General features: G+C 47.2%; 30 protein-coding genes and 1 riboswitch (1 of these 31 cut by a window edge). Of the genes, 17 read left to right on the plus strand and 13 right to left on the minus strand.

All coding sequences use genetic code 11. From position 1 onward, the window contains the following. Nucleotides 1-203, plus strand: partial view of a Fur family transcriptional regulator gene (locus BBR47_RS22935; RefSeq protein WP_015892814.1) — the 3' portion only. It extends 94 nt beyond the left edge of the window; only the last 203 of its 297 coding nucleotides appear in the window; the start codon falls outside the window, past its left edge; the stop codon is at nt 201-203. A 71-nt stretch (nt 204-274) separates the two neighbouring features. Here the strand turns inward: BBR47_RS22935 and BBR47_RS22940 are convergent, their stop codons facing one another. After that, nucleotides 275-1,117, minus strand: coding sequence for an aldo/keto reductase (locus BBR47_RS22940; protein ID WP_015892815.1), 843 nt, complete (start codon nt 1,115-1,117; stop codon nt 275-277). 174 nt (nt 1,118-1,291) lie between these two features. On the opposite strand from BBR47_RS22940, the gene BBR47_RS22945 reads away from it, so the two are divergent. Beyond that, nucleotides 1,292-1,651 carry a winged helix-turn-helix transcriptional regulator gene (locus BBR47_RS22945; protein WP_015892816.1) on the plus strand — a complete coding sequence of 120 codons (360 nt, stop codon included), beginning with the start codon at nt 1,292-1,294 and terminating at the stop codon, nt 1,649-1,651. Between the two features lie 75 nt (nt 1,652-1,726). Continuing rightward, nucleotides 1,727-2,671, plus strand: coding sequence for an aldo/keto reductase (locus BBR47_RS22950; protein ID WP_015892817.1), 945 nt, complete (start codon nt 1,727-1,729; stop codon nt 2,669-2,671). Between the two features lie 13 nt (nt 2,672-2,684). Here the strand turns inward: BBR47_RS22950 and BBR47_RS22955 are convergent, their stop codons facing one another. Further along, entirely contained in the window at nt 2,685-3,494 is an 810-nt protein-coding gene (locus BBR47_RS22955; RefSeq protein ID WP_015892818.1) for a serine hydrolase, read from the minus strand. Between the two features lie 166 nt (nt 3,495-3,660). Here BBR47_RS22955 and BBR47_RS22960 point away from each other — a divergent pair, with 166 nt between their 5' ends. Next, nucleotides 3,661-4,773, plus strand: coding sequence for a GerAB/ArcD/ProY family transporter (locus BBR47_RS22960; protein WP_015892819.1), 1,113 nt, complete (start codon nt 3,661-3,663; stop codon nt 4,771-4,773). A 20-nt stretch (nt 4,774-4,793) separates the two neighbouring features. Here the strand turns inward: BBR47_RS22960 and BBR47_RS22965 are convergent, their stop codons facing one another. Beyond that, a complete protein-coding gene (locus BBR47_RS22965) occupies nt 4,794-5,474 on the minus strand; it encodes a copper homeostasis protein CutC (protein ID WP_015892820.1) in 681 nt (226 codons plus the stop codon). 18 nt (nt 5,475-5,492) lie between these two features. Further along, nucleotides 5,493-6,518, minus strand: coding sequence for an asparaginase (locus BBR47_RS22970; protein ID WP_015892821.1), 1,026 nt, complete (start codon nt 6,516-6,518; stop codon nt 5,493-5,495). Between the two features lie 154 nt (nt 6,519-6,672). Further along, nucleotides 6,673-6,716, plus strand: a riboswitch (PreQ1 riboswitch). Nucleotides 6,717-6,813: 97 nt separating this feature from the next. Between BBR47_RS22970 and queC the strand changes: the two genes are divergently transcribed. From queC to BBR47_RS30575, 12 genes are all read left to right on the plus strand, one after another. Continuing rightward, entirely contained in the window at nt 6,814-7,482 is a 669-nt protein-coding gene (queC, locus tag BBR47_RS22975) for a 7-cyano-7-deazaguanine synthase QueC (protein ID WP_026134122.1), read from the plus strand. Then, nucleotides 7,482-7,970 carry a 6-carboxytetrahydropterin synthase QueD gene (gene queD, locus BBR47_RS22980; RefSeq protein WP_015892823.1) on the plus strand — a complete coding sequence of 163 codons (489 nt, stop codon included), beginning with the start codon at nt 7,482-7,484 and terminating at the stop codon, nt 7,968-7,970. The genes queC and queD overlap by 1 nt, the downstream gene beginning before the upstream one ends. Next, nucleotides 7,967-8,686 carry a 7-carboxy-7-deazaguanine synthase QueE gene (gene queE, locus BBR47_RS22985; protein WP_015892824.1) on the plus strand — a complete coding sequence of 240 codons (720 nt, stop codon included), beginning with the start codon at nt 7,967-7,969 and terminating at the stop codon, nt 8,684-8,686. The genes queD and queE overlap by 4 nt, the downstream gene beginning before the upstream one ends. A gap of 41 nt (nt 8,687-8,727) precedes the next feature. Next, complete coding sequence (queF, locus tag BBR47_RS22990; RefSeq protein ID WP_007729714.1) at nt 8,728-9,225, plus strand: preQ(1) synthase; 498 nt, start codon at nt 8,728-8,730, stop codon at nt 9,223-9,225. 138 nt (nt 9,226-9,363) lie between these two features. Further along, nucleotides 9,364-9,567 carry a hypothetical protein gene (locus BBR47_RS22995; protein ID WP_041749594.1) on the plus strand — a complete coding sequence of 68 codons (204 nt, stop codon included), beginning with the start codon at nt 9,364-9,366 and terminating at the stop codon, nt 9,565-9,567. 131 nt (nt 9,568-9,698) lie between these two features. Beyond that, nucleotides 9,699-10,064 (plus strand): HsmA family protein, encoded by a 366-nt coding sequence (locus BBR47_RS23000; RefSeq protein ID WP_015892826.1) that lies wholly within the window; start codon nt 9,699-9,701, stop codon nt 10,062-10,064. A gap of 222 nt (nt 10,065-10,286) precedes the next feature. Next, nucleotides 10,287-10,823 (plus strand): hypothetical protein, encoded by a 537-nt coding sequence (locus tag BBR47_RS23005; protein ID WP_041749595.1) that lies wholly within the window; start codon nt 10,287-10,289, stop codon nt 10,821-10,823. 139 nt (nt 10,824-10,962) lie between these two features. Next, entirely contained in the window at nt 10,963-11,319 is a 357-nt protein-coding gene (locus tag BBR47_RS23010) for a group I truncated hemoglobin (protein ID WP_015892828.1), read from the plus strand. Nucleotides 11,320-11,497: 178 nt separating this feature from the next. After that, complete coding sequence (locus BBR47_RS23015) at nt 11,498-11,677, plus strand: hypothetical protein (protein ID WP_015892829.1); 180 nt, start codon at nt 11,498-11,500, stop codon at nt 11,675-11,677. 26 nt (nt 11,678-11,703) lie between these two features. Beyond that, nucleotides 11,704-12,174 (plus strand): GNAT family N-acetyltransferase, encoded by a 471-nt coding sequence (locus tag BBR47_RS23020; protein ID WP_015892830.1) that lies wholly within the window; start codon nt 11,704-11,706, stop codon nt 12,172-12,174. A gap of 111 nt (nt 12,175-12,285) precedes the next feature. After that, the gene (lepB, locus tag BBR47_RS23025; RefSeq protein WP_015892831.1) at nt 12,286-12,849 is read left to right on the plus strand and encodes a signal peptidase I; all 564 of its coding nucleotides are present in this window, start codon (nt 12,286-12,288) and stop codon (nt 12,847-12,849) included. 128 nt (nt 12,850-12,977) lie between these two features. Then, nucleotides 12,978-13,316 (plus strand): YmaF family protein, encoded by a 339-nt coding sequence (locus BBR47_RS30575; protein ID WP_015892832.1) that lies wholly within the window; start codon nt 12,978-12,980, stop codon nt 13,314-13,316. A gap of 44 nt (nt 13,317-13,360) precedes the next feature. Here BBR47_RS30575 and cydC read toward each other — a convergent pair whose 3' ends face one another. From cydC to BBR47_RS23055, 6 genes are all read right to left on the minus strand, one after another. Next, nucleotides 13,361-15,115 (minus strand): thiol reductant ABC exporter subunit CydC, encoded by a 1,755-nt coding sequence (gene cydC / locus BBR47_RS23030; RefSeq protein ID WP_015892833.1) that lies wholly within the window; start codon nt 15,113-15,115, stop codon nt 13,361-13,363. Next, on the minus strand, nt 15,112-16,857 hold the full coding sequence (gene cydD / locus BBR47_RS23035; protein WP_015892834.1) for a thiol reductant ABC exporter subunit CydD: 1,746 nt from the start codon (nt 16,855-16,857) through the stop codon (nt 15,112-15,114). Before cydD ends, cydC begins: the two co-directional genes overlap by 4 nt. Next, nucleotides 16,857-17,870, minus strand: a complete 1,014-nt coding sequence (cydB, locus tag BBR47_RS23040; RefSeq protein WP_015892835.1) for a cytochrome d ubiquinol oxidase subunit II — start codon at nt 17,868-17,870, stop codon at nt 16,857-16,859. Before cydB ends, cydD begins: the two co-directional genes overlap by 1 nt. Continuing rightward, complete coding sequence (locus BBR47_RS23045) at nt 17,860-19,275, minus strand: cytochrome ubiquinol oxidase subunit I (RefSeq protein ID WP_015892836.1); 1,416 nt, start codon at nt 19,273-19,275, stop codon at nt 17,860-17,862. The genes cydB and BBR47_RS23045 overlap by 11 nt, the downstream gene beginning before the upstream one ends. A 393-nt stretch (nt 19,276-19,668) precedes the next feature. After that, on the minus strand, nt 19,669-20,403 hold the full coding sequence (locus BBR47_RS23050; RefSeq protein WP_015892837.1) for a hypothetical protein: 735 nt from the start codon (nt 20,401-20,403) through the stop codon (nt 19,669-19,671). Further along, on the minus strand, nt 20,393-20,977 hold the full coding sequence (locus BBR47_RS23055; protein WP_050763842.1) for a sigma-70 family RNA polymerase sigma factor: 585 nt from the start codon (nt 20,975-20,977) through the stop codon (nt 20,393-20,395). Before BBR47_RS23055 ends, BBR47_RS23050 begins: the two co-directional genes overlap by 11 nt. A 128-nt stretch (nt 20,978-21,105) precedes the next feature. On the opposite strand from BBR47_RS23055, the gene BBR47_RS23060 reads away from it, so the two are divergent. After that, the gene (locus tag BBR47_RS23060) at nt 21,106-21,501 is read left to right on the plus strand and encodes a hypothetical protein (RefSeq protein WP_041749596.1); all 396 of its coding nucleotides are present in this window, start codon (nt 21,106-21,108) and stop codon (nt 21,499-21,501) included. Between the two features lie 79 nt (nt 21,502-21,580). Here the strand turns inward: BBR47_RS23060 and BBR47_RS23065 are convergent, their stop codons facing one another. The 3 genes from BBR47_RS23065 to BBR47_RS23075 all read right to left on the minus strand — a co-directional run bounded on the left by BBR47_RS23065 (nt 21,581) and on the right by BBR47_RS23075 (nt 25,508). Continuing rightward, nucleotides 21,581-22,444 (minus strand): pentapeptide repeat-containing protein, encoded by an 864-nt coding sequence (locus BBR47_RS23065; protein WP_015892840.1) that lies wholly within the window; start codon nt 22,442-22,444, stop codon nt 21,581-21,583. A gap of 145 nt (nt 22,445-22,589) precedes the next feature. Further along, nucleotides 22,590-24,332, minus strand: coding sequence for a stage II sporulation protein P (gene spoIIP / locus BBR47_RS23070; RefSeq protein WP_041749597.1), 1,743 nt, complete (start codon nt 24,330-24,332; stop codon nt 22,590-22,592). A 231-nt stretch (nt 24,333-24,563) separates the two neighbouring features. Beyond that, nucleotides 24,564-25,508, minus strand: a complete 945-nt coding sequence (locus tag BBR47_RS23075) for a GNAT family N-acetyltransferase (RefSeq protein WP_015892842.1) — start codon at nt 25,506-25,508, stop codon at nt 24,564-24,566. Nucleotides 25,509-25,630 lie beyond the last annotated feature (122 nt).

The following is a 25,630-nucleotide window of genomic DNA, read 5'->3' on the forward strand; positions in this document are numbered from 1 at the left end:
CTACTCGGAAATTCTATACAGCCAAAGACATTTATCACGCTTTGAAAAACGAGATGCCAAACATCACACTCTCAACCGTTTACACCAGCCTGCGCTTTTTCGTGAAAATGGGTATTTTCAAGGAGCATGTTCACCACGACTCGCCCAATCAATTTGAATGTGTGGTAACGATGGACGAAATTCAGTTGCCAGAAGTCATTTGATTCCTATTCCTTTTTCCTCAACGCAAAAAAACTCCTGAAATCATCAGGAGTTTTTTGTTTGCTGTCAGCTATTAAAAATCAAAATTATCTGGGTCTGGACCAACACGGTGATTTTGATTCAGGGAATGAATCATTTCCATGTCTTCTTTCGATAGTTCGAAATCAAATACGGATGCATTCTCGACGATTCGATGCTCTTTGGTCGACTTTGGAATGGTTACGACGCCATTTTGCAAATCCCAGCGTATAATGACTTGGGCAATGGACTTCCCGTGTTTTTCTGCAATTCCTTTTAGTACTGGATTGTCCAATAGCTGACCTTGCATAAGCGGAGACCATGCTTCAAATTGAATCCCTTGCTCCTTGCAGTAGGCACGCAGTTCATCTTGGGACAAGCGCGGATGGAATTCCACTTGGTTGACCATCGGCTTAATTTCAGCGTCTTTAAGCAGCTCTTCTAAATGATGAACGTGGAAATTGCTCACCCCGATCGCTTTTACCAATCCTTTTTTGTACAGCGTCTCCAATGCTCTCCATGCTTCTTTGAACTTTCCTTCTACCGGCCAGTGAATGAGGTACAAGTCCAAGTATTCCAGCCCGAGTTTTTTCAGGCTCGTTTCATATGCTTGCAACGTTGACTCATACCCTAAATCCGCATTCCATACTTTAGAGGTAACAAAAAGATCTTCCCGAGTAATGCCCGCTTCCTGCAAACCTGCACGGATTCCACGGCCAACACCCTCTTCATTGTTATAAATAGCGGCTGTGTCGATACTGCGGTAGCCATGCTTGATTGCGTTTTTTACAGCTAGCTCAAGCTCCTGACCTTCCTCTACTTTAAAAACACCCAGACCCATCCAAGGCATTTTTACTCCGTTGTACAGTGTAGTTGTATCTTGCAAATGTTTTGGCATAACTTGTCTCCTCCATCCTTGTACTCTATGTTAGTATGACTGTTTCCAGTCACCTAATGTGCTTCATGTCGTTTGACAAGTGTTATTATGAGATAAACTAACGAAAAGAAAAAGTACGCACTTTTTTGTGTGATAGGCACTAATAAGTACCTATCGTTTAGGAGGAAATCAACAGTGAAAAAGAAGTATAACATTTCAGTGGAAGCTACACTTGAGGTCATCGGCGGTAAATGGAAATGCGTTATTTTGTGTCACCTGACTCACGGAAAAAAACGTACAAGTGAGTTGAAACGACTGATGCCGGGCATTACGCAGAAGATGCTGACACAGCAACTTAGAGAACTGGAAGAGGATGGTATCATCTGCCGGATCATTTACAATCAAGTTCCGCCCAAAGTGGAGTATGAGCTCAGCGAGTACGGCTGGACCTTGAAAAGTATTCTCGATTCGCTCTGCTTATGGGGCGAAAAGCATATCATTAAGGAGTACGGCGACAAGTATGCTGTATTGGAAGAAAGCATCTTAAATCAATAAGAGAACGGGAGTAGGTGAAGTGGCTTGGGAGCACTCGAAACGTCTGTCTTGCGTAAATTGGGGAGCTCAGACCTGATGCTTTCTCCACTAGGTCTCGGCTGCTGGCAGTTTAGCAATGGACACGGAATGGTGGGGAAGTTTTGGCCTGTCATTGGACCTGACGATGTTTTAAAAATTGTGCAGACGAGTTTGCATGGGGGCATTAACTGGTTTGATACCGCAGAAGTATACGGCAAAGGTCAATCAGAACAGATGCTGGCAAAAGCCCTTAAAGACGCTGGGACACTAGCTGATTCTGCTCATATTGCGACAAAATGGTGGCCTGTATTTCGCACCGCCAAAAGCATCGGGAACACAATCGACGAGCGCATTCGTTTACTCGACAACCGCACCATCCATTTGCATCAAGTCCACCAGCCCTACTCCTTGTCATCTGTTGCAAGCGAAATGAATGAAATGGCCAAGCTCGTCAAGCAAGGCAAGATACAGAACGTAGGCGTCAGTAATTTTTCCGCCAAAAACATGCGAGAAGCCGATCGCGTATTGCGCGAGCATGGCCTGCGTCTCATCTCCAATCAAATGAAATACAGCCTGCTGGACAGGAGAATCGAACAAAACGGGATTCTGGATACGGCAAAAGAGTTGGGCATTGCCATTATCGCCTATTCTCCGCTTGAGCAAGGGATTCTAAGCGGGAAGTTTCATAAAAATCCAGCCCTTGTTCAGTCCATTACAGGACCCCGAAAATGGACATCACCCTTTCGTTCCACCGGGCTAAAAAAGTCCCAGCCGCTCATCACAGTCTTGGAGGAGCTTGCACGTAAATACGATGCATCCGCTACACAAATTGCCTTGAACTGGTTGATTCACGCTCATGGCGAAACGGTCTTTGCGATTCCAGGCGCGTCCAAGGTCCATCATGCGGAGGAAAATGTCAAAGCTATGCGCTTTTCTTTGACCTCGTCGGAATTGCAAGAGATCGATAAGGTTTCCAAACAAGTTCTGTCCATCAACAATTAAAAAAGCTGCCGATCTAATTATCGACAGCCAAAATAGCGTAGTCATACACAGCTCTTCCCAGTAATCCCAGTGTGTTCAGAGCAGATTGAGCGGTTACATCTTTGGATAAGGCCGTAATCGAAAAGCAGCGATTGTTCGTATATAGCAAGCCTACATCATGCTGTCTGCCGGTATCCCAGCCGGATTTACACGGCAGTTCCCATCCATGATAATTGGATTCTTCCTCATTTGGCAATTGGGACGGCAGACCATTACGGACTTGCTGCTTTTTCATAATGGCGATCATCTCTTTGCAGGCACGCTGAGACAGAAAACTGCCCGTTGCCAAATGACCTAGCATACTCGCAACATCCCCAGCGGTTATCTTATTGTTTTCTGTGATATCGAGTGGATAAATCATGAGTTTGCGTGAATAACAGCTTTGGTGCATTCCCAAATCAATCATGGTCTGATCAATCTGATCTTTTCCTACCAAATCAATCAGCATATTTGTCGCCGTATTGTCGCTCTGAATAATCATGAGGGTCACCAAGTCGCGAATCGTGAGCCTCAAGCCTGGGGATAGCGCGTACAAAATCCCCGATCCCCCTACCAGATCCTCTTGGCGTAGAACAAGCTGATCATCCAAACGAAAATGCCCCTGCTCACTTGCCGCGAAAACGGCAGCCATGATCGGCACTTTGATGACGCTCTCCGCAATAAACAGCTCGTCCGGTACATGTTCAAAACGGGTTTCTTTCGCTGAGCCCTGTTCCTCCACAACGACGCCCCAAGTCCCCTCCGCTTGTCCGATAATAGCCGACAACCTTTTTTCCAGCTCCACAGCTTTTCTTCCCTTCTCCCGTTGCTCGTAGTTTTTTGTTGTCCCCTGATTATCATACTATTCCGAAAACAAATCAAACAAGAGACCGTACCCGCTTACCATTCGTTTATCCATCCTAAACTTGGAAATAATACGTAAGATAAACCTACGGACAAGGTGAGGCATCATGCAGAACTCCGATAAAATTGGCAGCCGTCAATTTGTCATCCTCGTAACATTCATCACCATAGGAGATTCCATCTTGATCTTACCTTCTGTACCTGCGACTGAAGCGGGTCACGATGGATGGCTATCAGGCTTGATCGGCATGGCGCTGGGGCTAGCCATCGTATACTTGTTTTGTCTAGTCGGTCGCATCTACCCCGAACAAACGCTGATTGAAAAAAACAAGCTCATATTTGGACGTTGGCTCGGGACAGTCTTTTCCATCCTCTTTATGGGGGCCGTGTTAATCAATGGCGCAGTCTATATACGAACAATTGGCGATTTCATGACTACGCACATTATGAAAGCAACACCTATCCAAGCTGTCATGTTTTTACTTGTTGCCTGTGCCATATACGCTGTTCGTTTAGGCCTTGAAGCTTTTGCACGGACCAGCGAAATCTTTTTCCTCTGGTTTGTCCTTACGTTCGTTTCGTTTTTTCTTTTGTTAACCCCTCAGTTCCAATTCGTGAACCTTCTCCCCTTCTTGGAAAATGGCATGAAGCCCGTTATAAGAGGAGTATTTTCCGTGACCGCTTTTCCCTTCTCAGAGCTGGTTATTTTCCTCATGATGACTCCACTCCTAGATGCAAAACAAAAGCTCACATCTGCATTTTTGCGAGGAGCGATATACGGTGGCGTTTGTCTGCTTGCCGTCATCTTCTTATCGCTTTTAGTGCTCGGCCCAGAATTGGTTTCCCGTGAGACGTTTCCTAGCTACTCCCTCGCCAAACGAGTCCATGTAGGAGAGTTCTTTCAAAGGCAGGAAGCAATGATGGCTCTCATGTGGTTTGTCTCCATTTATTTCAAAGTCGTACTGTATATGTATGGTTTCTGTGTAGGGATAAAGCAGCTTCTCCATTTAAAGGAGCATCAGTCGCTCACCTTGCCCATTTGCATCTTATTTGTCGCCATCGCGATTATCATCGTTCCAAACCAAGCTTTTTTATACGAAACGTATACGTACTGGCCATTCTTTGATTTAACAATAGGGTTCTTGTATCCGTTGATTCTTCTCGTCGGTTACTGGATACGGAAGCAAATGAACAACAAGCCGGCTACCCTCCAGAAGTAAGGTGTCGGCTTGTTTTATGCTTACAGTAGTTGTTTGATCGCTGCCACTCGCTCTGCATCGACGTATCGGAGAGCCTGTCCTTCTTCTCGTACTGCCGATCCAAAATGAACCTCTTTGACACCCGTACGTTTCACGAGGTCTCCCACGTTAGCTAGCGACAATCCGCTTCCTGCCAAAATCGCAAGCTGTGTGTTCTCTGTCAGCTTGACGAGCTGCCCGATGCAATCAGCTCCCTCGATTGCCGTTTTTTTGCCCCCAGAAGTTAGAATCGTACGAACCTGGGGATATTCCAGAAGAATACGTGCTGCTTCCATTTGATCGACGGCATTATCAAACGCACGGTGGAATGTCACATGTAATGAACCTGATTCACCAAGCACCTGCTCCATCCCCCTCTGATCAAGCCTATTTTCCGGAGTCAGCATGCCAATTACGACACCTGCCGCCCCAAGCTCACGGATGATACGTACATCCTGCCGCATGACAGAAAGTTCTTCTGCTGTATAGCAAAACAATTGGCTATGCGGTCGCACCATGACGTTTACGGGGATCGAAACCGCCTTGACCACTGCCTCAATCAATCCCCAGCTCGGAGTAATGCCTCCCTCCAAAATTCCCGAGATGAGCTCCAGCCTATCAGCTCCGCCCTGCTCCGCACGTTTTGCATCCTCAACTGAAGTCGCAATCACTTCCACTAGCATGATACTTCGCCTCCATTTTTAGCATTTGTTCAAGACAAAAACTGATCGTTTCTCCCCGACCACCAGCTGATTGTCGTTTTTAATGGCTTTTGGTGCCAGCGCATGGAGTCTGTCGATGGTTTCCGGATTATCATACTGAATCTGCTCCAAGATCGACGCGATTATAAGCGGCCATACTAGTTCAGAGCCATTCAGTACCTTCAGCGAAAAGCTGAGTCTCTCCTTTTTCAAAGCAAAGCCGTATACGCCCATTGCTCCGCCTTTGGCGATTATATTTTCATCCATTAAAAGGGCTGTACAGATGAAGTTGTGACTGGCAATGATCTCGGGACTGCTCGTCATCCAGCCTGTCACTCTCTCTACTGCCTCACGCGTCTTCTGATCCTCGATCAGATCCGGGCACGCGAGCTTTAGATAAGCAATCGCCAGGTTCTTGAGCGGCAATGCAAAAACCGGGAAACCACAACCGTCGACACTTAGCTGGACCTGCGCTTTTGGATAGTCAGCAAGGCTGGCAAACACCTCCAAGGCCTCTTGTTGCGCTGGATGCTCTGCCTTGTAGTAATCATGAGTGGAATATCCTTGATCCTTTGACAGCGCCAAGTACCCCAAATGCTTTCCCGCACAGTTATGAAAGAGCCTGCGCTTTTCTTTGCCTTGGGACAAGCAAGCAAACTTCGGCTCCTCGTTGAGTGGATAAGTCGGGCACGTAAGCAATTCGTTTTCCTGAATGCCGGTCTTTTGTAAAATCGACTCCAAGCGTTCTATATGATAGACTTCTCCACGATGTGAGGCTGCAAAGAGTGCTGCTTCGCCGTTATTCAGTCCGAATTTTTCATCAATTTTACGTTTGGCGATCGGAATGGCTTGAAAGGGCTTAGCTGCTGAACGCAATAAGGTGATATGATTCACATCTCCTGCCCGATAAGCCACCTCTCCTTTTTCATTCACGCCGCACACGATGCCGTTATGTACGTTCTCCAGAATACCACCGCGATACTCTTCTACTAAAGGGACGTCTCTTATCAAAATCACCAACTCCACTCCATGTTGATCGATTATGAAAAAACACTAGCAGTAGCACCCTCCATCCGTCAATCTTTTTCCAAGCGATAATCCCCCCACTTTTGCGGTGATTGTTGTATAATGTCTCAAGGCACCCACTTGGGTTCCACAAATAAGAAATCCGTGCATCTGCACGGGAGAGGTTCGCGAACTCCCTCTATAAAAAACTAAGCTGGATAACAGTACCTTTCTTTGGTATTGTTATTGTTTTTTTGCAGGAAAGTTCAAGAACTCTCTTTCTTCCCATTCAATTAAGAGGAGATGGAGAGCAATGATGAAAAAGGAAAAAGCCGTTGTTGTCTTTAGCGGAGGTCAGGACAGCACTACCTGCCTGTTTTGGGCAAAAGAGCAATTCGGCGAAGTAGAAACCCTCACATTTGACTACGGTCAGCGACACAAGCTGGAGATCGAGTGCGCCCAGCAAATTGCCGCAGAACTCGGCGTCAAAAACTCCGTATTGGACATGAGCCTGTTAAACCAGCTCGCGCCCAATGCACTCACCCGCACAGATATCGACATTACCCAGGAAGAAGGCCAATTGCCATCCACGTTCGTCGACGGACGCAACTTGTTGTTCCTTTCCTTTGCGGGCGTTTTCGCCAAGCAACGAGGAGCACGTCACTTGATTACTGGTGTATGCGAAACGGATTTTAGCGGTTATCCCGACTGCCGTGACGCCTTTATCAAATCACTCAACGTGACATTGAATTTGTCGATGGACTATCCGTTTGTGATTCATACGCCGCTCATGTGGCTGAACAAAGCACAGACATGGAAACTGGCGGACGATCTGGGTGCCTTCACCTATATTCGCGAAAATACCCTCACCTGCTATAACGGCATCAAAGGAGACGGCTGCGGCGAATGCCCTGCCTGCCACCTGCGAAAAGCCGGTCTGGACACGTATCTTTCCGAGAAAAATCAACCTGGAGAAAAAGCCTGATGAGCGCGAACTTTGATTTTCGTATCGTCGATCGCATGCAGGCACTGGGTACCCATATTCAAAAATCACAGCTTCGCTACCATAACAAACGCGTTTTGGTAAGCAAGGAATTTACTTTTGACGCTGCCCATCATCTGCACGCTTATGAAGGAAAGTGCAAAAACCTCCACGGCCATACGTACACGGTCGTCTTTGGCATCAGTGGCTTTCCGGACGAGATCGGACTCGTGATCGATTTCGGTGACATCAAGCAAATCTGGAAAGAGCACATCGAAATTTATTTGGATCATCGCTATCTGAATGAAATGCTTCCTCCGATGAATACCACTGCTGAAAACATGGTCGTGTGGATTTTCGAAGAGATGGAAAAGCAATTGCAGTCAGATGCCTACCGCGACCGCTACGACGGCGCTCGGGTGGAGTTCGTTCGCCTGTTCGAGACACCGACCAGCTATGCCGAGGCAAGACGGGAGTGGATGATGGAATGATCCCGGTCTTGGAAATATTCGGCCCTACCATTCAGGGCGAAGGAATGGTTATCGGACAAAAAACGATGTTTGTGCGAACCGCTGGCTGTGACTATCGTTGCAACTGGTGTGACTCCGCTTTTACGTGGGATGGATCTGCCCGTGATGAAATCCGGCAAATGTCGCCCGAGGCTGTCTGGGAGGAGCTCACTCGCTTAGGCGGGGACCGTTTTTCTCATGTCACGATCTCCGGGGGAAATCCTGCGCTTTTGGCTGGCATCGGTGACTTAATCTCCCTTTTGAAGGAGCATGGCATTCGCACAGCAGTCGAAACACAAGGCAGCAAGTGGCAAGCGTGGCTTCCACTGATTGACGATATTACGCTATCTCCTAAGCCGCCTAGTTCCGGGATGCAAACAGATTTTCAAGCGCTTGATCGAATTGTGCACGAGCTCCTGGATCAAAAGCATCCAGGACTTAGTCTGAAAGTGGTTGTTTTCGACGACGCCGATTTTGCCTATGCACGAACCATCCATCAGCGCTTTCCAGGGGTTCCCTTCTACTTGCAGCCAGGAAACAGCGATCTGACTGACGCTGATACGCCTTCGCTTCGGGATAAGCTTTTGGAGAGCTTTGAATGGCTGATCGATCAGGCGATGGAGACAGCTGACATGAATGACGCGAAGGTTCTTCCCCAACTACATGCGCTTGTCTGGGGCAATAAACGAGGCGTTTAAACGATATTTTACTTTCATGAAGAAAAGAGGACTGTACTCATATGGCACACCAACAAGAACGCGATTTATCCTCCCTCACTCTTTTGGGAAATCAAGGGACAACGTACAACTACTCCTATGATCCGAGCGTATTGGAGTCTTTTGACAACAAGCATCCGTACCGCGATTATTTCGTAAAATTCAACTGCCCGGAATTCACCAGCCTGTGCCCGATTACCGGACAACCAGACTTTGCGACGATTTATATCAGCTACATTCCTGATATCAAAATGGTAGAGAGCAAGTCGCTCAAGCTATATTTGTTCAGCTTCCGTAATCACGGTGATTTTCACGAGGATTGCGTCAATGTTATCATGAACGATTTGATCAAGCTGATGGACCCGCGCTATATCGAGGTATGGGGCAAGTTCACTCCGCGCGGCGGCATCTCGATCGATCCGTATTGCAACTACGGGAAACCGGGGACGAAGTACGAGGAGATGGCGAGCCATCGGATGATGAATCATGATATGTATCCGGAGAAAGTGGACAATCGGTAGAGCGAATAGGTGATGTGAAAGGAGAAACCCTTATTTTTTATAGGGGTTTTTTCCTTTTCTAATTGGAAATCAAGATCATGATCGTTGGTGAGATTCTACTCCTTCTGCTACGTTTTAGTGCGGAAGGAGGTGATTACCATGACCAAGCAACTGTATTTCTATGCAAGTTTCGAAGATGCAGCGCGACTCAATCGGGAGTTGATTCAGCTCGGCTACAGGAATTACTATCTGGAGCCACATGAACATCTGGTTGCTTTTGTTTTTGAACCAGTGACCGAAGTGAGTCAAGCGATCTTGAGACACTTGTTTCATGCAGATGGTCCATCGCACCTAGACAACTAGCTTTGCAGTACTGGTGCTCCTCATTTGAGGGGCATCGGTACCTCCATTTACACTGTCGTTCATCTTGTGTTCATGTTCAACGATTACACTTACAAGCGTAGTCAAAAGAAATGAACAGGAGATGATCTTACGTGTTAGTAGCAGCTGTGATTTTTATAAATCTTGCTCTCATTGCCTATACGATTGGGGTATGGAGCGAAAAACGTTCAGGAGAGCTAAAGTTAAAACACCTTATCTTTTTTGGTCTTGGCTTAGCATTCGATACGATCGGAACTACGTTTATGAAACTACTTGCTGAGAACTCCAGTTTAAATTTGCATGGCATTACTGGGTTGATCGCTCTGATCTTAATGTTTTTCCATACAGTGTGGGCCTGTGTCGTCCTATGGAAAAAGAAAGAACATCAAATCAAGCAGTTCCATAAATTTAGCTTGATCGTATGGATTTTATGGCTTGTACCTTATTCCATTGGCGTCGCTTTAAGCTTTATGAAATAAGAATGCTCTCCATTACGCTCCGCACGCGGACAGTCTACCTTTACCTCAACCCTCTCAACCGATGAGAGGGTCTTTTGCTTTTCTAGTGGCTGTTTAACCCATCGTCAACTTTGCCTACCATTCGACAATATCTCTTAAAGTAATCAGAATGATAATTGTATAAGATGTAATAAATTGGCATTTTCAGAATTATACTGAACCATTTCGGAAAGGTTGATGCCCATGTTTAAAAAAGCACTTATAATCCTGTCATTAAGTTCAGTCGTCGTAGTACCCTCTCTAGCCACACAAGTCCAAGGGGCGGCGCTCGCTCCACAGGAAAAAGCAGCCACGTATGGTGAAGAATTCTGGGTGTCGCTTACCTCACCTATTCCAGCCGGATGGGTTATCGTTAGAACGTTAGGAACGCAGAACCTGATCAGGAATGTGAGCGGTGCTTCTTATGGCACGGAGGTAGAGGTGATGCTAGCTTCGCCTATCCCCAGCGGATGGGTCATGGTTCGAGCCTTTAGAGGATCGAATGTCATCAAGAATGTGAACGGTGCTTCTTATGGTACGGAGATAGAGGTGATGCTCGCCTCACCTATTCCAGTCGGATGGGTCATGGTTCGTGCCTTTGGAGGATCGAATGTGATCAGAAATGTCAATGGTGCTCCTAACGGAACGCAGATTGAGGTAATGCAAGCCTCGCCTGTTCCTGAAGGATGGATCATTGTCAGTTCAGGTGGAAATTCGAAAGTAATAAGGAAAATTGGCTAAAACAAAGCGCACATGGCAGGTATCTAGTCCGCAGGCTGACGTCGAAATGCAATCGGCATCAGCTTGCGGGCTTTTCTTTAATAACTTTCCATCCATGGTGGAATATATAAGGGGAGCAACCGTCCTAAGGAGGCCAATGATGAGTACATTTTACGAGAAATACGGCGGGGAAGATACGGTCGCGAAAGTAGTGGACTACTTTTATGATTTAGTTTTAGCTGATGACACCGTGAACCACTTTTTCAAAAACACGGATATGGAAAAACAACGTAGACACCAAACTAAGTTCATCAGCTATGCCCTCGGTGGTCCGAATCAATACACTGGACAGTCCATGGCAAAGGTTCACGAAGGGATGAATCTGCAACCCATTCATTTTGATGCCATCGTTAAGCATTTGCGTGATGCCTTGGCTCACTTTGGTGTCAGCGAAGAGGATATTGTCGATGCTCTCGGCAAAGTAGGATCACTCCGGGATGATATTTTGTATAAATAACCGAGCATCAAAACGCCTGATGCAATGGTTCAAGACCCCCTTCCGTTCCCGAACCAGTTCCTCTCAGTGGCCCTCGTTTTCGAGTGGCCATTTTTACTTTTTTCTTACACATTTTGTAAAACTCTTAGCAACTCTATATAATAAGAGCAATATTTCAACAATGGAGGCTGATTCGCAAATGAAAGATCAATATGTTGTTGGTTGGGGTACATTGGCCCTCATCAACGCTGGACTCGCTCAAGGAAAAAATCGTAGCGGTCTTAATTGGTTTTTTCTCTCTTTATTCCTCGGCCCTATCGCAACGCTAATCATTGTAGTCTGGGAAAAATTGCCCGAGCAGAAGGACTTGTCACAGTAAGGCATGTTGATAAGGAGGCACGCATGATGCAAATCCGAAATATACAAGAGCAAGACTACCTCAAAGTTATTACCGTCCTTAACGATTGGTGGGGTGGGCGACAAATGTCTGATATGTTACCCAAGCTGTTTTTTATCCATTTCCAGTCAACGAGCTTTATTGTTGAAGAGAAGGGAGAAGTCATCGCGTTCCTCATCGGCTTCTTGTCCCAGACGTTGCCTGGCGAAGCTTATATTCACTTCGTCGGGGTACATCCAGACAAGCGAAAAGATGGCTGGGGACGCGAATTATACCACCATTTCTTTCAAACCGTAGAACAAAAAGGATGTAATACGATTCGATGCATTACCTCCCCTGTTAATAAAGGCTCAATCTCCTTCCACACGAAGCTAGGTTTTGTCGTTGAGAAAGGAGATAAAAGCGTGGATGGAATTGATGTGACTTCTAATTATGATGGAAAAGGAAATGACCGGGTTACTTTTGTTAAAAAGCTCTAATCTTATTTTGGCGCTGTTTTGCTAGCTTCTCTTTTTCATTAATGTAACCCAAAAGCACCATTTCACGTACTAATCAGTAGCCACACTAAAGTAAATCTTTCACGGGGAAGGATGCGGTCTGATTTGAAAAGCGCAAAAGAAATATGGGGCTGGACCAAAACATTGGGCATCTCCCTTTCACTCGCAATGCTGGTTAACGTATTTGTCCTCCAACCTTTTAAAGTGAATGGACAATCGATGGAGCCCACTTTGCAAAACGACGAACGCATCTATGTGTCGAAATTGTCCCACACATTCTCTTATCTCCCTGAGTACAACGATATTGTCGTGATCGACAGCCGTGTAAACCGAGATCGTACGTTAAAAGATGACATCCTTGAAAATCCTCTACTCATGCTTGCCATGGGGAAAAGCGAAGCCAAAACATTCTGGGTAAAACGAGTCATCGGAAAACCTGGCGATACGTTGGAGTTTAAGAACGAGAGCCTGTATCGGAATGGACAGCCGTTAAACGAGCCGTACATAAAAGAAAAAATGGTCGACTTACCTGACGCCAAGATCGTCATACCAGAAAACCATGTGTTTGTGATGGGGGACAATCGTAACAATAGCGATGATAGTAGAGTCATTGGCGTGATTCCACTCGATCATATTATGGGGAAAAAACTGTTTTAATCAGACGTGAGAGAGCCTTTTCCACTGAGGAGGGCTCTCTTTCCTTTTCCCAATAGACGAATGCCCGTTTCGAAACGGCTGACAAACGCATTTATTAGTGATAAATGCATGCAAAGGGGCGTTTCTTGATGAGCTCTCAGCACTCTCATTCATTACGCTTTATTCGATTTGCAGATCGACCCGGGCATTTTCATGGGTATGACACACTGACGAGCATTTCGGATCGTCATCGTCACCGAATCCGTGGCAGAACATCGCCCCCAGAAGGAATGAGAGATCGGCACGTCCATTACTACGAAGGTACCACTACTTTTAATGATGGACATGTGCATCACTACAGGGGATGGACGGGTCCGCCTATTCCGTTGCCAGACGGAAGTCATTACCACGAGTTTTCAGGGCAAACCACTTATGATGACGGGCACACTCATTACTACCGGGGTGTAACCAGCGAGGCCCTATCTTAAAAGAAAAAAGCTGTCCCTCTCCGGAACAGCCTCCCTTCCTCTTCTCATTTTTCCAACATGGACACCAACGGACAGTCCATTGTATACAGGTTGCGATACCTTGGATTGTCCTGATACAACTCCTCATGTGTCCCTCGCATCGAGATGAATCCCTGCTCCATAAAAATGATCTCGTCCATTTGCTCTAACCCGCTCAAGTGGTGCGTCACCCAAATCAATGTTTTCCCTTGCAAGACACGGAAGATCGTTGCCATCAAATCGCGTTCAGTCAACGGATCTAATCCCACCGTCGGTTCATCCAGGAGAACAATCGGCTTGTTTTGCAGCAAAATCCGGGCAAGGGCAATACGTTGCCTCTCTCCGCCAGAGAAGCGCAGACCGGTTTCCTGCATCCGTGTTTGATAACCGTCTGGTAGGGATTCAATCAGCTGATCCAGACCGACTTGAGCTGTCACGGCACGAACCTCTTCATCGGACGCATCGGGTCGACCAAGCCTAATGTTATTTGCTACGGTTGTGTCAAACAAATACGGCTGCTGATTCAACACGGAAAACAAACAAGCAGAAGCCTCTTCTGACTGGACAGGCTGTCCATTTACAGTCACCTGACCTACTTCCGGCTGTAAGGCCCCTCGAATCAAGTTCAGTATTGTCGATTTACCAGCTCCGCTGCGGCCGAGCAACGCAATTTCCCCCCCTTGAGGCACATCAAAAGACACGTCCTGCACACTCCAACTGCTGGCTTGTGGGTAGCGAAAACGAACATGCTCGAACTTCAAAATGCCCCCAGCTTGATCTGCCACCTTTTCCTTCTGCGCTTCCACAAAGGGACGACCGCCCTCGATCTCCCGAAGCCGCTCCAGAGACTCCTTGTATTCTGGCATTCGCACAACTGCATCAGAAATACGGGCAAACGCATCCATCAACGGAAATGCGACCAGCCCAATCGCAGCAATCAACGTAACAGGAATCTGATTCGCACCGGCAAGTCCACCCGCCCAGATGACCAGTAAGACAATGGCTCCACCGATTGCACACTGCGACATCCACTGTACTCGCCATTCTCCGCGTCGGATGCCGTTTTCGATCTGGGCAGCTGTCTTTTGCCGTCTCGAAAATAACTGGAGAAACTGCTGGGTACGACCACTAAGAATCCAATCACTCATGCCAAAAACAGCATCAGTCAACTCCCGATATGCGGCCTGTCTCTCCTGCTTGAACCGACGACTCTTGGCAATGGATGACCACAAGACTACTGCGGGTGCAACAAGCAGCAGAAAACCACAGTACAACGCCATCAGCAGCGCGAACATCCCGTCCATTCGTCCAAGTGCCACAATCCCTGCCCCGTAGAGGAGCACCGCCGAGACGGCTGGCAGCACAAAGCGCAGATAAACATTTTGTAGTTGCTCGATGTCATCCGCTAGTACACCAAGCAGATCTCCCGTACGAAAACGAGTGCGGAGGAGCTGATCTTGCAGTTCGATTGTCTGGTACAATCGCACACGCATACGCGACAACACACGCAGAGCTGCATCATGTCCAACCAAACGTTCCAGGTACTGAATGACTGCTTTGCTAAAGCCAAATGCCCGGACAAGTACGATCGGAACATAGACCATTAAGACGTTTTCGGGCTTGAGTGCGGAGCGGGAAATCAAATACCCGGACGTATACAGCAAAGCACTCGCACATGCCACTGCCAAGGTTCCCAGCAAAGCCGCTGCGGCAAACTGCCAGAAAAACTGGCGAAAGTATGGAAGAAACCACCCCTGATTGCCTTCTCGCGCTTCCTTCATCCTTTCTCCCCCTTGGCACTAGCTGTCAACAACCGATAAAATACGCCTTTTTGTGCAACGAGCTGTTCATAGGTACCCGTTTCTACCAGTCGTCCCTGGTCCATTACCCAAATCCAATCCATGTCTCGCATCCAATGCAAGCGATGTGTGGCCAAAAATACGCGCCTGTCCCCCAACACCGACAACATGGTCTGTTTGAGCTCCCATTCCGTTTCAATATCTAAGTGAGCAGTCGGCTCGTCGAGCAAAATCACTGGTCGGTTACCAAGCAGCGCACGTCCTAATGCAACCCGCTGTGACTGTCCGCCACTTAACGTGCGTCCCCCTTCGCCAATGATTTCGTCACAGCCATTTGGCAAGCTGTCCACCAGCTCTCCCAGACCGACATCACGAATCACCTGCTCCACCTGTTCCTGCGTCGCTTCCGGTTCATAGAAGCGAATGTTATCCGTCAACGATTGATTGAATAAATACGGATGCTGTGGAATGTAAGCGATTTGCCGCTGCCACTCCTGCTTCGCATCCCACGAAATGGGTTGACCATTTACTTGTATCACGCCAGCTTCGGGTTCAGAAAAGCCGCCTAGCACTCCGAGAAGGGTTGATTTTCCTGCCCCGCTCGCCCCTACAATGCCCACTCTTCTCCTATTGCTGCCCAATTCCGCGGATACCTCACCCAGTACCTGTCTGCCATCCTCACCGACGACCCGAATATCGGACAAGGTAATCGTTCCATTCCATACACCTGTCACAGATGTCTGACTAACCGTTACTTCCGGTTCCGCCTTATGTTCATCTGTAGCGGCCCTATCGATAATGGTACGAATCGTCTCCAGCGCTTCCTTGCCATCCAATGAGGCATGATAATCCGATCCAAGCATCCGTACTGGCAAAAAGTATTCTGGTGCAAGAATCAGGATGACCAATGCCGTTTCAAAGCCAACGTTCCCTTCAATCAGCCGCAACCCAAGACCAACCGCCACAAACGCAACTGACAGCATGCTGAAAAAGTCGAGTGCCAAAGAAGACAAGAAGGCCACGCGCAACGTTCGCATCGTAGCGGATCGATATTGATCGCTCACTCTTCCGACAGTCTCCCCGTGGTCTTTGCTGCGTCCCAAAAACCGGAGCGTCGCAAGCCCGCGGAGCGAATCGGTGAAATGATGGGAAAGCATTCGATACGATCGCCATTGTTTGTCTGCCTGTTTACGCGCCGCCAGACCGAGAACGATAAAAAATCCGATGAGAACCGGCATCGTTACTATCAGGATTAGTCCAGAAATCACATCTTGCCTGTAGACAAATGCCAGAAGCGGAAACGTAACAAAAACCATATCCAGCGTACGCGGAACAGACAACTCCAGGTAGGTACGTACACGATCTACCCCTTCCAGAACAAGCGTAACAAGCTTTCCGCTTCCTTCACTGGCTGCAAAACGTGGACCACGCTCGAACAATCGGGATAGAACGCGCCCTTGCAAAGACTCACTGGCAGCTTCTGCAAAACGGCCAGCGACTTTCTTTTGTAGCCAAACGATGGTATGGCGAGCGACTATCAGGACCAAAAACAGGGCAAGCGGCTGATACGCCATCTGAACCGTTTGACCTTCAAACAAGATCGCAATCGACTTCGCCAAAAACAAGGCCTGACCGATAATCGCCGCACTTTGCAGGAGGGAAAGACCGGCTAGCAGCAGCATAACCGGTCGGATTCCTTGTAAGCGGAACAATTCCTTGTCCATTAGTACTCCAAATGATCCTTTTCAGTGACTCGTTTGTGGAAAACGAAGTAGCTCCAAGCCTGATAGGCTAGCACAAACGGTAAAAGCACTGCTGCAACAATGGTCATTGCTTTTAACGTGTATGGACTCGAAGCAGCATTATAAAGGGTCAAATCAAACGCACTATCAATCGTGCTGACCATCACCCGTGGGAACAAACCGATAAACATCGAGACGAACGTCAACAGGATCATCGCACCTGTCATCCCGAAAGCCCAGCCTTCTCTGCCTTGTCTCAAGTAGTGACGAGCCAGTACAAAAGCGATAACACCTAAGAGTACCGCTACTGTCAACAATACACCCTGCCGCTCAAACAGATCCGTTACCATGAATGTCCACCCTACAAGCACTGCCATGAGAACCGCCTGCATCGGTAACAGCTTTGCTGCCAGTACACGTGATTTTTCACGCAGCTCGCCCACAGTGCGCAGCGAGATAAAGTTCAGACCGTGCAACAAGCATAGTCCTGTAACTGTCACACCTGCCCACAACGAGTATCCATTCACAATATCAGAGAAGCCCGCAGTCATTTCCATATTCTGATCAATCGGCACACCCTTCACCAAGCTGGCAAACACCATTCCGAACAACATCGGCGGGACAAAGCTTCCAATCAGAATCGCTGCGTCCCACGTCTTTTTCCAAGCCTCGCCTTTCCCTTTGCCTCTAAATTCAAAGGCTACCCCTCGCCCAATCAACGCAAGCAGAATCAGCGTAAGCACGAGATAATATCCGCTAAACATCGTGGAATACCACTCTGGAAACGCTGCGAACATCGCACCAGCGGCTGTAATCAGCCACACTTCATTGGCATCCCAGAACGGGCCAATCGTATTGATCAGAACCCGGGTTTGCAAATCATTTCGTGATAGCAGGCGTGTCGCCATGCCGACCCCAAAGTCGAACCCTTCGAGAAAGAAAAATCCGGTAAACAGTACGGCAATGAGCAGGAACCACAGTTCATTAAGCTCCATAACGTTCACTCCTTACACGATCAAATGGATCCTGAAGCTGCAAATCCTCTACTTCCTCATGACCATCCAATTCCGGTCCTTTTTTGGCCACACGAGCAAACAGATAAGCCAAGAGGCACAGCAGGATGAGATAAATCGTCGTGAAGGCGATGAGAGAGAACCATACCGCTCCTGTGCTAATGCTTGGGGAAACCGAATCTTCAACACGCAACAGCCCAAATACCGTCCATGGCTGACGACCTACCTCCGTCATGATCCACCCCGCTGAGTTTGCGATGAATGGCAACGAGATACCCGCAACCATCAGCTGCATGAATCGCTTATTTGGCTGTTCCAGCTTTTTGCGTAAAGCGAGATATGCCCCGTACAAAGCCAGTAAAATCATCGCACTACCGCCCGCCACCATGATGCGGAAGCTCCAGAAGGTCGTCCGAACTGGTGGGATGTAGTTTCCTGGACCGTAGGTTTTCTCATACTCTGCCTGCAATTCCAGCATGCCCGGTACAGAACCTGAAAGCGAGTTGTACGTCAAAACGCTAAGCAAGTAAGGAATTTTTATTTCAAAGCCGTTTTCTTGTTTTTCTGGATCAATCGTTGCAAAAACCGTCCAGGGAGCTGGGTCAGCGCTTGTTTTCCACAGCCCTTCACTCGCTGCCATTTTCATCGGTTGGGTAGCAACCAAATACTGTGCCTGACCATGACCAAATTGAGCAATAGCGAGCGAGGAAATCAATGCGACCACGATCGCAATTTTGAAAGATTGCACAAAGAATGTAACATCTTGTTTTTTCAACAGCTTCCAAGCACTGATACCTGCTACCAGGAAGGCACCTGTCGCAATTGCCGCAAATACGGTATGCGGGAATTCATATAGTAATTGTCCATTGGTAAGAAGAGCAAAGAAATCGACCATCTCTGCACGTCCGTTATTGATAGCGAAGCCAACTGGCTGCTGCATGAACGAGTTGGCTGCCAGAATCCAAAGAGCCGAAAGAATCGTTCCGATGGATACGAGCCAAATACATGCGAGATGCACACCTTTGGACAAACGATCCCAACCAAACACCCATAGTCCAATAAAAGTCGATTCGAGGAAAAATGCTAAGAGGGCCTCAATCGCTAGTGGTGTCCCAAATACGTCACCGACGAATCGTGAGAAATCAGACCAGTTCATCCCAAATTGGAACTCCTGCATAATCCCTGTCACAATCCCGACAGCAAAATTGATGAGCAAAAAGGTTCCCCAAAACTTGGCCATCTTTTTGTACAAATCATTCTTTTTTACTACATACATCGTTTCCATAATGGCTACCAATAAAGACAGCCCAATGGAAATCGGCACAAAAACAAAATGAAAGATCGTTGTTATCGCAAATTGAAGTCGTCCCAAATCCACTATGTCCATGTACAAGATCCCTTTCTATTCGCGTTTTGGCCTTTATGTACCAGAATTATATCTGTGGGGAAACCGGCATACATGACGACTTTGTGAAAAACATCACAATTATACGTGAAAAAATTCACAAATAATTCTCTCTCCTGTAACCCCCTTTTCGCATTCATCTTCGTGAGAGAGTTTTTTGATTTACCCAGTATATCTCCGGTCATGTGTCATTGTAGCAGGACTTTTGACCCTAGAGGGTGTCTGATTCGTTACATGATTTTTAACACTCTGTGACGGCACATAGAAAAATGGGCCCTGTATTAGGCCCATCTTGAGTGGAATACCTAGACGATCACCGACCTCGAAAAGCAATCGAAGTCAGTGTGCCGCGGTACGTGGTTAAGTAATAACTGCTTATTTTTTAATAGTGAAGGATTTGATGATGTTGCCAAGGGTCGTAGTATCAAGGTCCTTCTGATGGTACAGCTCAACCGTAAATCCTTCATGCTCCCAAATCACGATTCCGTTAGCGAAATATACCTTTTTCCCGCCAATGGTTTCGATCTTGACACCCTCTGTCGTGTTGATGCCGTTTTCGCCACCCTTTGAAATCAAGAAGGAAATAAACTCTTCCTCTTTTTCATACTGAACTTCTACCATACCCTCGGCTTGAATGAGGGTGTTGTAATTGGAATAATGCTCTGGCATCCATGTCGGTGCGGGAAAGTCCATTTTGCTAGCTGCGCGTGCTTCTTCCAATGTCATCTGTGGGTGTTCCTTTAGTTCTATAGGTGTATTGCTTCCTTGGGTATTGGACTGTGTAGCAGGCAGCTCTTTATCGTATTGGGTAATTTCCATGTTCCCCACCTGAAAGCGTGCCAAGATCGTCTGGAGCATTCCTTGGGCAAACGACGTAGTCGAGAATGCACCTAACAGGCAAACAACAGCAACAGCACTAACTGTGGCGGCTTTCCATTTATTCATTTTCATATAAATCCCGTCCTTTTCATGTAGTTGTATGTTTCCTGATTCCAATTTGAATTTCAACCGATTGTATATGTTGACTTTTGGAGTGGCGTCATCCAGCTCCAGATCAGTAAGCAAGTCGGTGAGTTCACGAAAATCGTCGAGATTATGCTTACTCTTCATAACGGAAGCCCCCTTTTTGCAATTCCATTTGCAGCTTTTTCAAGCATCTGTAGAGCACGACGCCAATATTTGAACCACTCACACCAAGCAGTTCTGCGATTTCTGCGTTTTTAAGACCAGCCGCATATTTCATGGCGATAATATTGCGTTCCTTGTCACTCAGCTTCGTCAGCGCTTGAAATAAGGCTTGATGATTGTCGTCGCGGATCACGATGTCCTCCGGTGACGACTTCGGCAAGACCAAATTCAGAATCGAATCCAATGAAAAGCTGATTCTTTTTTTCTGTGAGCGGAAGTAATCTGTCACCGCGTTTCTAGCGATCGCAAACAACCAGACCTCAAAGTTTGATTTATCCGGCGAGAAGCTGCTGTATTTTGAAATCACCATTTCAAACACATGACTGCATATTTCTTCCGCTGTGTAGTGATTATTGATACGATAGCAAATATATTTGTAGACGCGCTTATAGTACGCCCCATAAATGTGGGTAAAAGTTTCGGTCGACATGCCTTCCACTTGCTTTTCGTGTTCTTCTGTTTGGCAGATGCCTGTGTTCACTGGGGCAATCTCCAACTACTTCCCCTCCCTTCTGGATGGAATAAACAAATTGCGCAATTTGTTTGGTTGTGAGCCTCACGATAGTTAATACGGCAAAAGTAGAAATGTATTAACAACGTTTTTCAAGGATCGGAGGAAATAACGTGTGGATACCCTATGAAGAAATAAGGAGACACCCCGCTGATTTTCGGGTGAAGTATCGATTTTACTCGGAAAATGAAGGCGGGAGAAAGTCGACACCGTTTCAAGGCTATCGAAGTGATTTTTCTTACGAGGGGGATGACATAAGCATAACAGGCATCTTTGCCATCCATCCTGAATTTGAGGATGATCACGGAGAAATCATTTTAGATAACACAAGCCCTGTTCCTACAGAAGGAACTGCACGCATGTGGATCCTTTTCCCCCATATGCGTAAAGAGGTCCACACAAAAAGAATGGAGCTTGGCGTGATCGGATATTTTATGGAAGGCCCGAAAAGAGTAGCGGTAGTCGAAACAATAGAAATAATCGGCCTGCATTTAAATCCACACTCGTAAAATGCATCTGATCTTGGAGGTAAACAAATGACGGAAAAAAAAGCAGGCTGTCAACGAATGACATCCTGCTTTTGGTTCATTATTTAGCCCAATGCGATGGACGGGTGAACGATGGTGGCAGCTTGGTGCTTGCATCGCCCTTCGCCGCGTTGAGCTGAACCTGCGTGAGAAACAACGTCTCCGTCAAGTTCGCTCCGCTCACGTCTGAATCGCGAAAATCAGCACCAATGAGGTCAGCTCCCCGCAAATCTGCTCCTCTCAGATCAGCAGCAATCAAATAAGCACCGCGCAATTGGGCTCCTCGCAAATCAGCGCCTTTGAGCTTGGCACCGATGAGATCAGCGCCTCGACCGTAGGACTTTCCTTGCTTGCCCCCTTTGTACTTGGCAACAGCGTCCTTGCGTACCAGTTCACTTGTCCGTAGCAATAGTTCGTTAACTTTTGCTCGATGAAGAGCGACGTCCAGCTTCAGGATGGCCTCGGGACTCTGATCCGCCAAGCGCTGTGTCTCCTCCAAAGCTTCCTGCAACGCGGGATGGAGGGACTGGGCAGCTTCCTTGGTCAACGCCTCCGTCATATACCAGAGAAGCTCATGAAGCTGCCACACGATCGGAAATACTTCGTACATTTGTTTCGCTGATCCGGGTTCTTTACGCCAATCTTGGCCCCCATAAGTGACTTGAGACACCTTTTGACCCGCTCCAAAACAATCGTAGACCGTACAACCGCGAAAGCCGATGTCTCTCAGCTTTGTGTGAACACCACACCGGAAGTCTGCCTGTAAGTTACTACAGGGCTTGCCTGCGTCTTTATTGATAGCAAAGTCAGAGGAAGCAGCAAAAGGCAATGCCACACAGCACAAGCCAAAGCAGCTTTCACAGTCACCTTGAAGATGACCGCGACTGTTATTGTTAGATTGGATGTGTTCTTGATGCGTAGCCATAGTAATGATCCTCCTGGAAAAAAACACGATTCTCTCGCGTGTGGCGAAAAGAATCGTGCTACTTTAACCTGTGAAAAACATCTCGATGTTTTTCATAAAACAGAATGTGACCGCTTGCGGTCTTCAAATAAACGGTCAATACCGTTTATTTGAATGCGATTTGAGATTCGATCAGGTAATTCCCAAAGACTTCGGCAAAGGCTTCTGCTGTATTATAGCCTTCTTCCAAGGTGTTGTTCGTACCACCGAATTCCAAAAGCAGGGCTCCCTCTGAAATGGACTGATTGTACACCCCATTCCCTTGATTTGAACCTTTCAGGATAATCCCCCGCGACAAACCGGGATAAGAGGCTTCCAGACGGGCGTTCAGCTCTTCTGCCAGCTTTTTGTTCGCCAGATGGTTCGGGTTCGCTGTTCCGATTACAAACAGCATCCGGGAATAGGTTTTGCCATTGATCGTGATCGCTACCTTGCTGCGTGGCTCATCACTGTCCCGATGAATATCGAATATGTACTGCAAGTGCGGACTGGTTGCAGCCGCTGCCGCTACCGCCTTGTACGACTCGGTATAAGACATCGAGTAGCTTTTATTTTGTTCCCTCAATCTCTGAGCGAAATCGTCCTGGCTCGCCATTGCTGAAATACCTCTTGCTTGCAACAGCTCGCCCAGCCTTTTTCCAACAAGCGTGATGTTAATCTCGGGATCATCTACCGAGCTCCCTTGTTGGTTCCGTGCAACATTTCGCCATGACTCACGATTATGGGTGTGATAGATATACACTTTCTCGTTTCCAATCATCCCACTGTTGTACTCGTACGTTGCTCCTGTCGGTGGCAGAGTACCCGCTGGTTGAATCTTATCTACGATCCACCCCGCGATGTAGGCGGTCGAATTGTCTGCCAGCCTGATGAGGTACCAGTCTCCTACGGTTTGCACAACCGGGAATACTTGTCCGGGTTGAACGGTTCCGATAATGGCATGATCGGTTGTGGGACCGTTACGGATGTTGGAATCAGGATTTTTGACGCGAATCTGTAGTTCTTGTACAGAGGGAGGCGGTGTTGTTGGCAAAGTCGCTGGTGCCCCCGGTGTTGGAATCGACGGTGGCTGAACGCCCCCAGTCTGTTCCATTGGTTTGAAGATATAGGCATAGGTCCCGTTAAAGTTGATGGTGTACCAGCCATTTGCATATCCGTAATGATTGATTGTCATCCCGCCATGGATTTCACCAATGACGGTACCAAGAATATCTGGCTGTGCATAAACTTCATAGCCTTCGGTTAATACGATTGTCCCTTGCCCGAATCCACTCCCTGTATTGGATGGGAGTACAGGAGGGGGAGGGGGTGGTGCTGGAATTGTTGTCGGGTCTGGGATTTGTGCTGGTACCTGGGGTGGTTTTGGTGGTGGTGGTGCCGTTGTCTCCGTCAAGAAACTAGCTTTCACCCAGCCGTTCTTTTGATCCGACAGCTTAATTTGTGCCCATTCCCCTTGCTTTCTCATTTGCAAAAACACACCGTTATTGTCGATGATCTGCAAAATTTGTGCAGTGGGATTTGGTTCTGCCCGAACATTCAGCATGTCCACATTGCTTTTGACATATTTGATCTGTGGAACTTCTATCATTTTCACATACTTATTATTGATCCATCCGGTATTGCCGTTCGGCAGCTTTACCTGTGTCCAATCTTTTTGCTGTTTGGTGATTGGCAATCGCGTCGCTTTTTTGAGTGTTGCAACAATCTGGGTAGTCGTACCTGGCTCGCTTCGAATATTTAACTGATCGACCGCCACTTCTACATGGGTGGCCGCTCGCGCAATGGACAGAGGCATCAGCAAAATCAGAAAGAAAACAGCTAGCAAGCTGACATTTACTCGTAAAAGCAAGTTCCTCGTTCCCCTCTGTTTTTCTCTTATTTTTGGAAAATCCGCTAATAGAAAGAACTTCTCGATTCGTCCGCATATTCCTTCATGTTTTGACATCTTTTGCTCTCAAAACAGCAATAACGTCACGATCTTTCTATCTCCTGAAAATAGTGACGTATTTGCTAGAAAAAAGTTACAGAAAAAAGGATGAAGCAAAAAGCCTCACCCTTTTCTTTCTCCTCTATTTCCTTCCTACCATTTCGCTGCCCAAGCTTCTATCTCCACTTTGAGCGAAGGGACTGCCAATGACGGGACGTAAGACATGGTCATCGCTGGCGGTGTCCCCCCATGGAACTTCTCCCACACTTGATTAAAATGCTTCCAATCCATTTGCTCGGTTGCCCATATATTGATTTTGATGATATGGTCCGCAGTTACGGACTCACTTTCAAAATTGCGCAGTATGTTCTGTAGCGTGTTTTCTACTTGTTCTTTCATATTTGTCGGCAACTCTCCGTGAAGGTCCATTCCTACCTGCCCAGAAAGTATGAGCAAATCGGCTCCTTTTGGAACGACCGTCAGATGTGTATAGGGTCCCATAGGCGGAGCAACTGTACCAGGATTTTTGCGCTGAACCTTGGGCTTCACCTGGTCGGCTTGTTCTTCTTTGACGATCGCCAGTGTTTGGTGATCTTCCCACCGTCCATTAATTTTCACGTTTTTCTTGGCAATCCCTTCCTTGTGGAAACCAGCTTTTAGCAGCACCTTGATCGAGCCTATATTATGCGGCATCACTCCTGCTTCCAAACGGTGAAGACCTAATGTATCGAAGGCATAGTCAACGACGAGCTTTACGGCTTCCGTCATGTAGCCTTTTCCATTATGCTCTTTGTCCAGGAAGTAGCCGATCCAGCAGCTTTGCAGATTAACTCTTACGACCTCTGAAAGGATGACTTCCCCAATGATTTCATCCTGTCCTTTTTTTGCGATGACAAAAGCATATCCTCTGTCTTCTTCTTTTAATGCCATCGCGCTCTTGATCCTGTCGATTTGTCCTTCCAGCGTGTAAAACGCCTCTTCTCTCGTCCCTGTGAAGTTTTGAAAGAAGTCTCTGTTTCTCAATTCAAGCGCCAAGAGGCTCTGTGCATCCGATTCTTGTACCAGTCTTACGTAAATGCTCTCTCCGTTTCTTTGCATACAATCCATCTCCCTTTTTCGAAATAAAAAAACACCACAGGAAATCCTGCGGTGCCCTAAAAAGAAAACCACAGGAATGCGACCTGTGGCGTTTTTCCACTGTATCCTGATGAATCCCACTA

The sequence above is a fragment of the Brevibacillus brevis NBRC 100599 genome (genome assembly GCF_000010165.1).
In the GTDB taxonomy this organism is placed as follows: domain Bacteria; phylum Bacillota; class Bacilli; order Brevibacillales; family Brevibacillaceae; genus Brevibacillus; species Brevibacillus brevis_D.

Bases quoted from the DNA above. Each gene is read 5' to 3' on its own strand.
- queC (WP_026134122.1), top strand. From the start codon at position 6,814: ATGAAAAAGGAAAAAGCCGTTGTTGTCTTTAGCGGAGGTCAGGACAGC.
- BBR47_RS22995 (WP_041749594.1), top strand. From the start codon at position 9,364: ATGACCAAGCAACTGTATTTCTATGCAAGTTTCGAAGATGCAGCGCGA.
- lepB (WP_015892831.1), top strand. From the start codon at position 12,286: ATGCGGTCTGATTTGAAAAGCGCAAAAGAAATATGGGGCTGGACCAAA.
- BBR47_RS23045 (WP_015892836.1), bottom strand. From the start codon at position 19,275: ATGGACATAGTGGATTTGGGACGACTTCAATTTGCGATAACAACGATC.
- BBR47_RS22940 (WP_015892815.1), bottom strand. From the start codon at position 1,117: ATGCCAAAACATTTGCAAGATACAACTACACTGTACAACGGAGTAAAA.
- BBR47_RS30575 (WP_015892832.1), top strand. From the start codon at position 12,978: ATGAGCTCTCAGCACTCTCATTCATTACGCTTTATTCGATTTGCAGAT.
- BBR47_RS22965 (WP_015892820.1), bottom strand. From the start codon at position 5,474: ATGCTAGTGGAAGTGATTGCGACTTCAGTTGAGGATGCAAAACGTGCG.
- BBR47_RS23075 (WP_015892842.1), bottom strand. From the start codon at position 25,508: ATGCAAAGAAACGGAGAGAGCATTTACGTAAGACTGGTACAAGAATCG.
- cydC (WP_015892833.1), bottom strand. From the start codon at position 15,115: ATGAAGGAAGCGCGAGAAGGCAATCAGGGGTGGTTTCTTCCATACTTT.
- cydD (WP_015892834.1), bottom strand. From the start codon at position 16,857: ATGGACAAGGAATTGTTCCGCTTACAAGGAATCCGACCGGTTATGCTG.
- BBR47_RS23050 (WP_015892837.1), bottom strand. From the start codon at position 20,403: ATGAAGAGTAAGCATAATCTCGACGATTTTCGTGAACTCACCGACTTG.
- queE (WP_015892824.1), top strand. From the start codon at position 7,967: ATGATCCCGGTCTTGGAAATATTCGGCCCTACCATTCAGGGCGAAGGA.
- BBR47_RS23020 (WP_015892830.1), top strand. From the start codon at position 11,704: ATGCAAATCCGAAATATACAAGAGCAAGACTACCTCAAAGTTATTACC.
- queF (WP_007729714.1), top strand. From the start codon at position 8,728: ATGGCACACCAACAAGAACGCGATTTATCCTCCCTCACTCTTTTGGGA.
- cydB (WP_015892835.1), bottom strand. From the start codon at position 17,870: ATGGAGCTTAATGAACTGTGGTTCCTGCTCATTGCCGTACTGTTTACC.
- BBR47_RS23065 (WP_015892840.1), bottom strand. From the start codon at position 22,444: ATGGCTACGCATCAAGAACACATCCAATCTAACAATAACAGTCGCGGT.
- BBR47_RS22960 (WP_015892819.1), top strand. From the start codon at position 3,661: ATGCAGAACTCCGATAAAATTGGCAGCCGTCAATTTGTCATCCTCGTA.
- BBR47_RS23015 (WP_015892829.1), top strand. From the start codon at position 11,498: ATGAAAGATCAATATGTTGTTGGTTGGGGTACATTGGCCCTCATCAAC.
- queD (WP_015892823.1), top strand. From the start codon at position 7,482: ATGAGCGCGAACTTTGATTTTCGTATCGTCGATCGCATGCAGGCACTG.
- BBR47_RS23010 (WP_015892828.1), top strand. From the start codon at position 10,963: ATGAGTACATTTTACGAGAAATACGGCGGGGAAGATACGGTCGCGAAA.
- BBR47_RS22950 (WP_015892817.1), top strand. From the start codon at position 1,727: ATGCTTTCTCCACTAGGTCTCGGCTGCTGGCAGTTTAGCAATGGACAC.
- BBR47_RS23005 (WP_041749595.1), top strand. From the start codon at position 10,287: ATGTTTAAAAAAGCACTTATAATCCTGTCATTAAGTTCAGTCGTCGTA.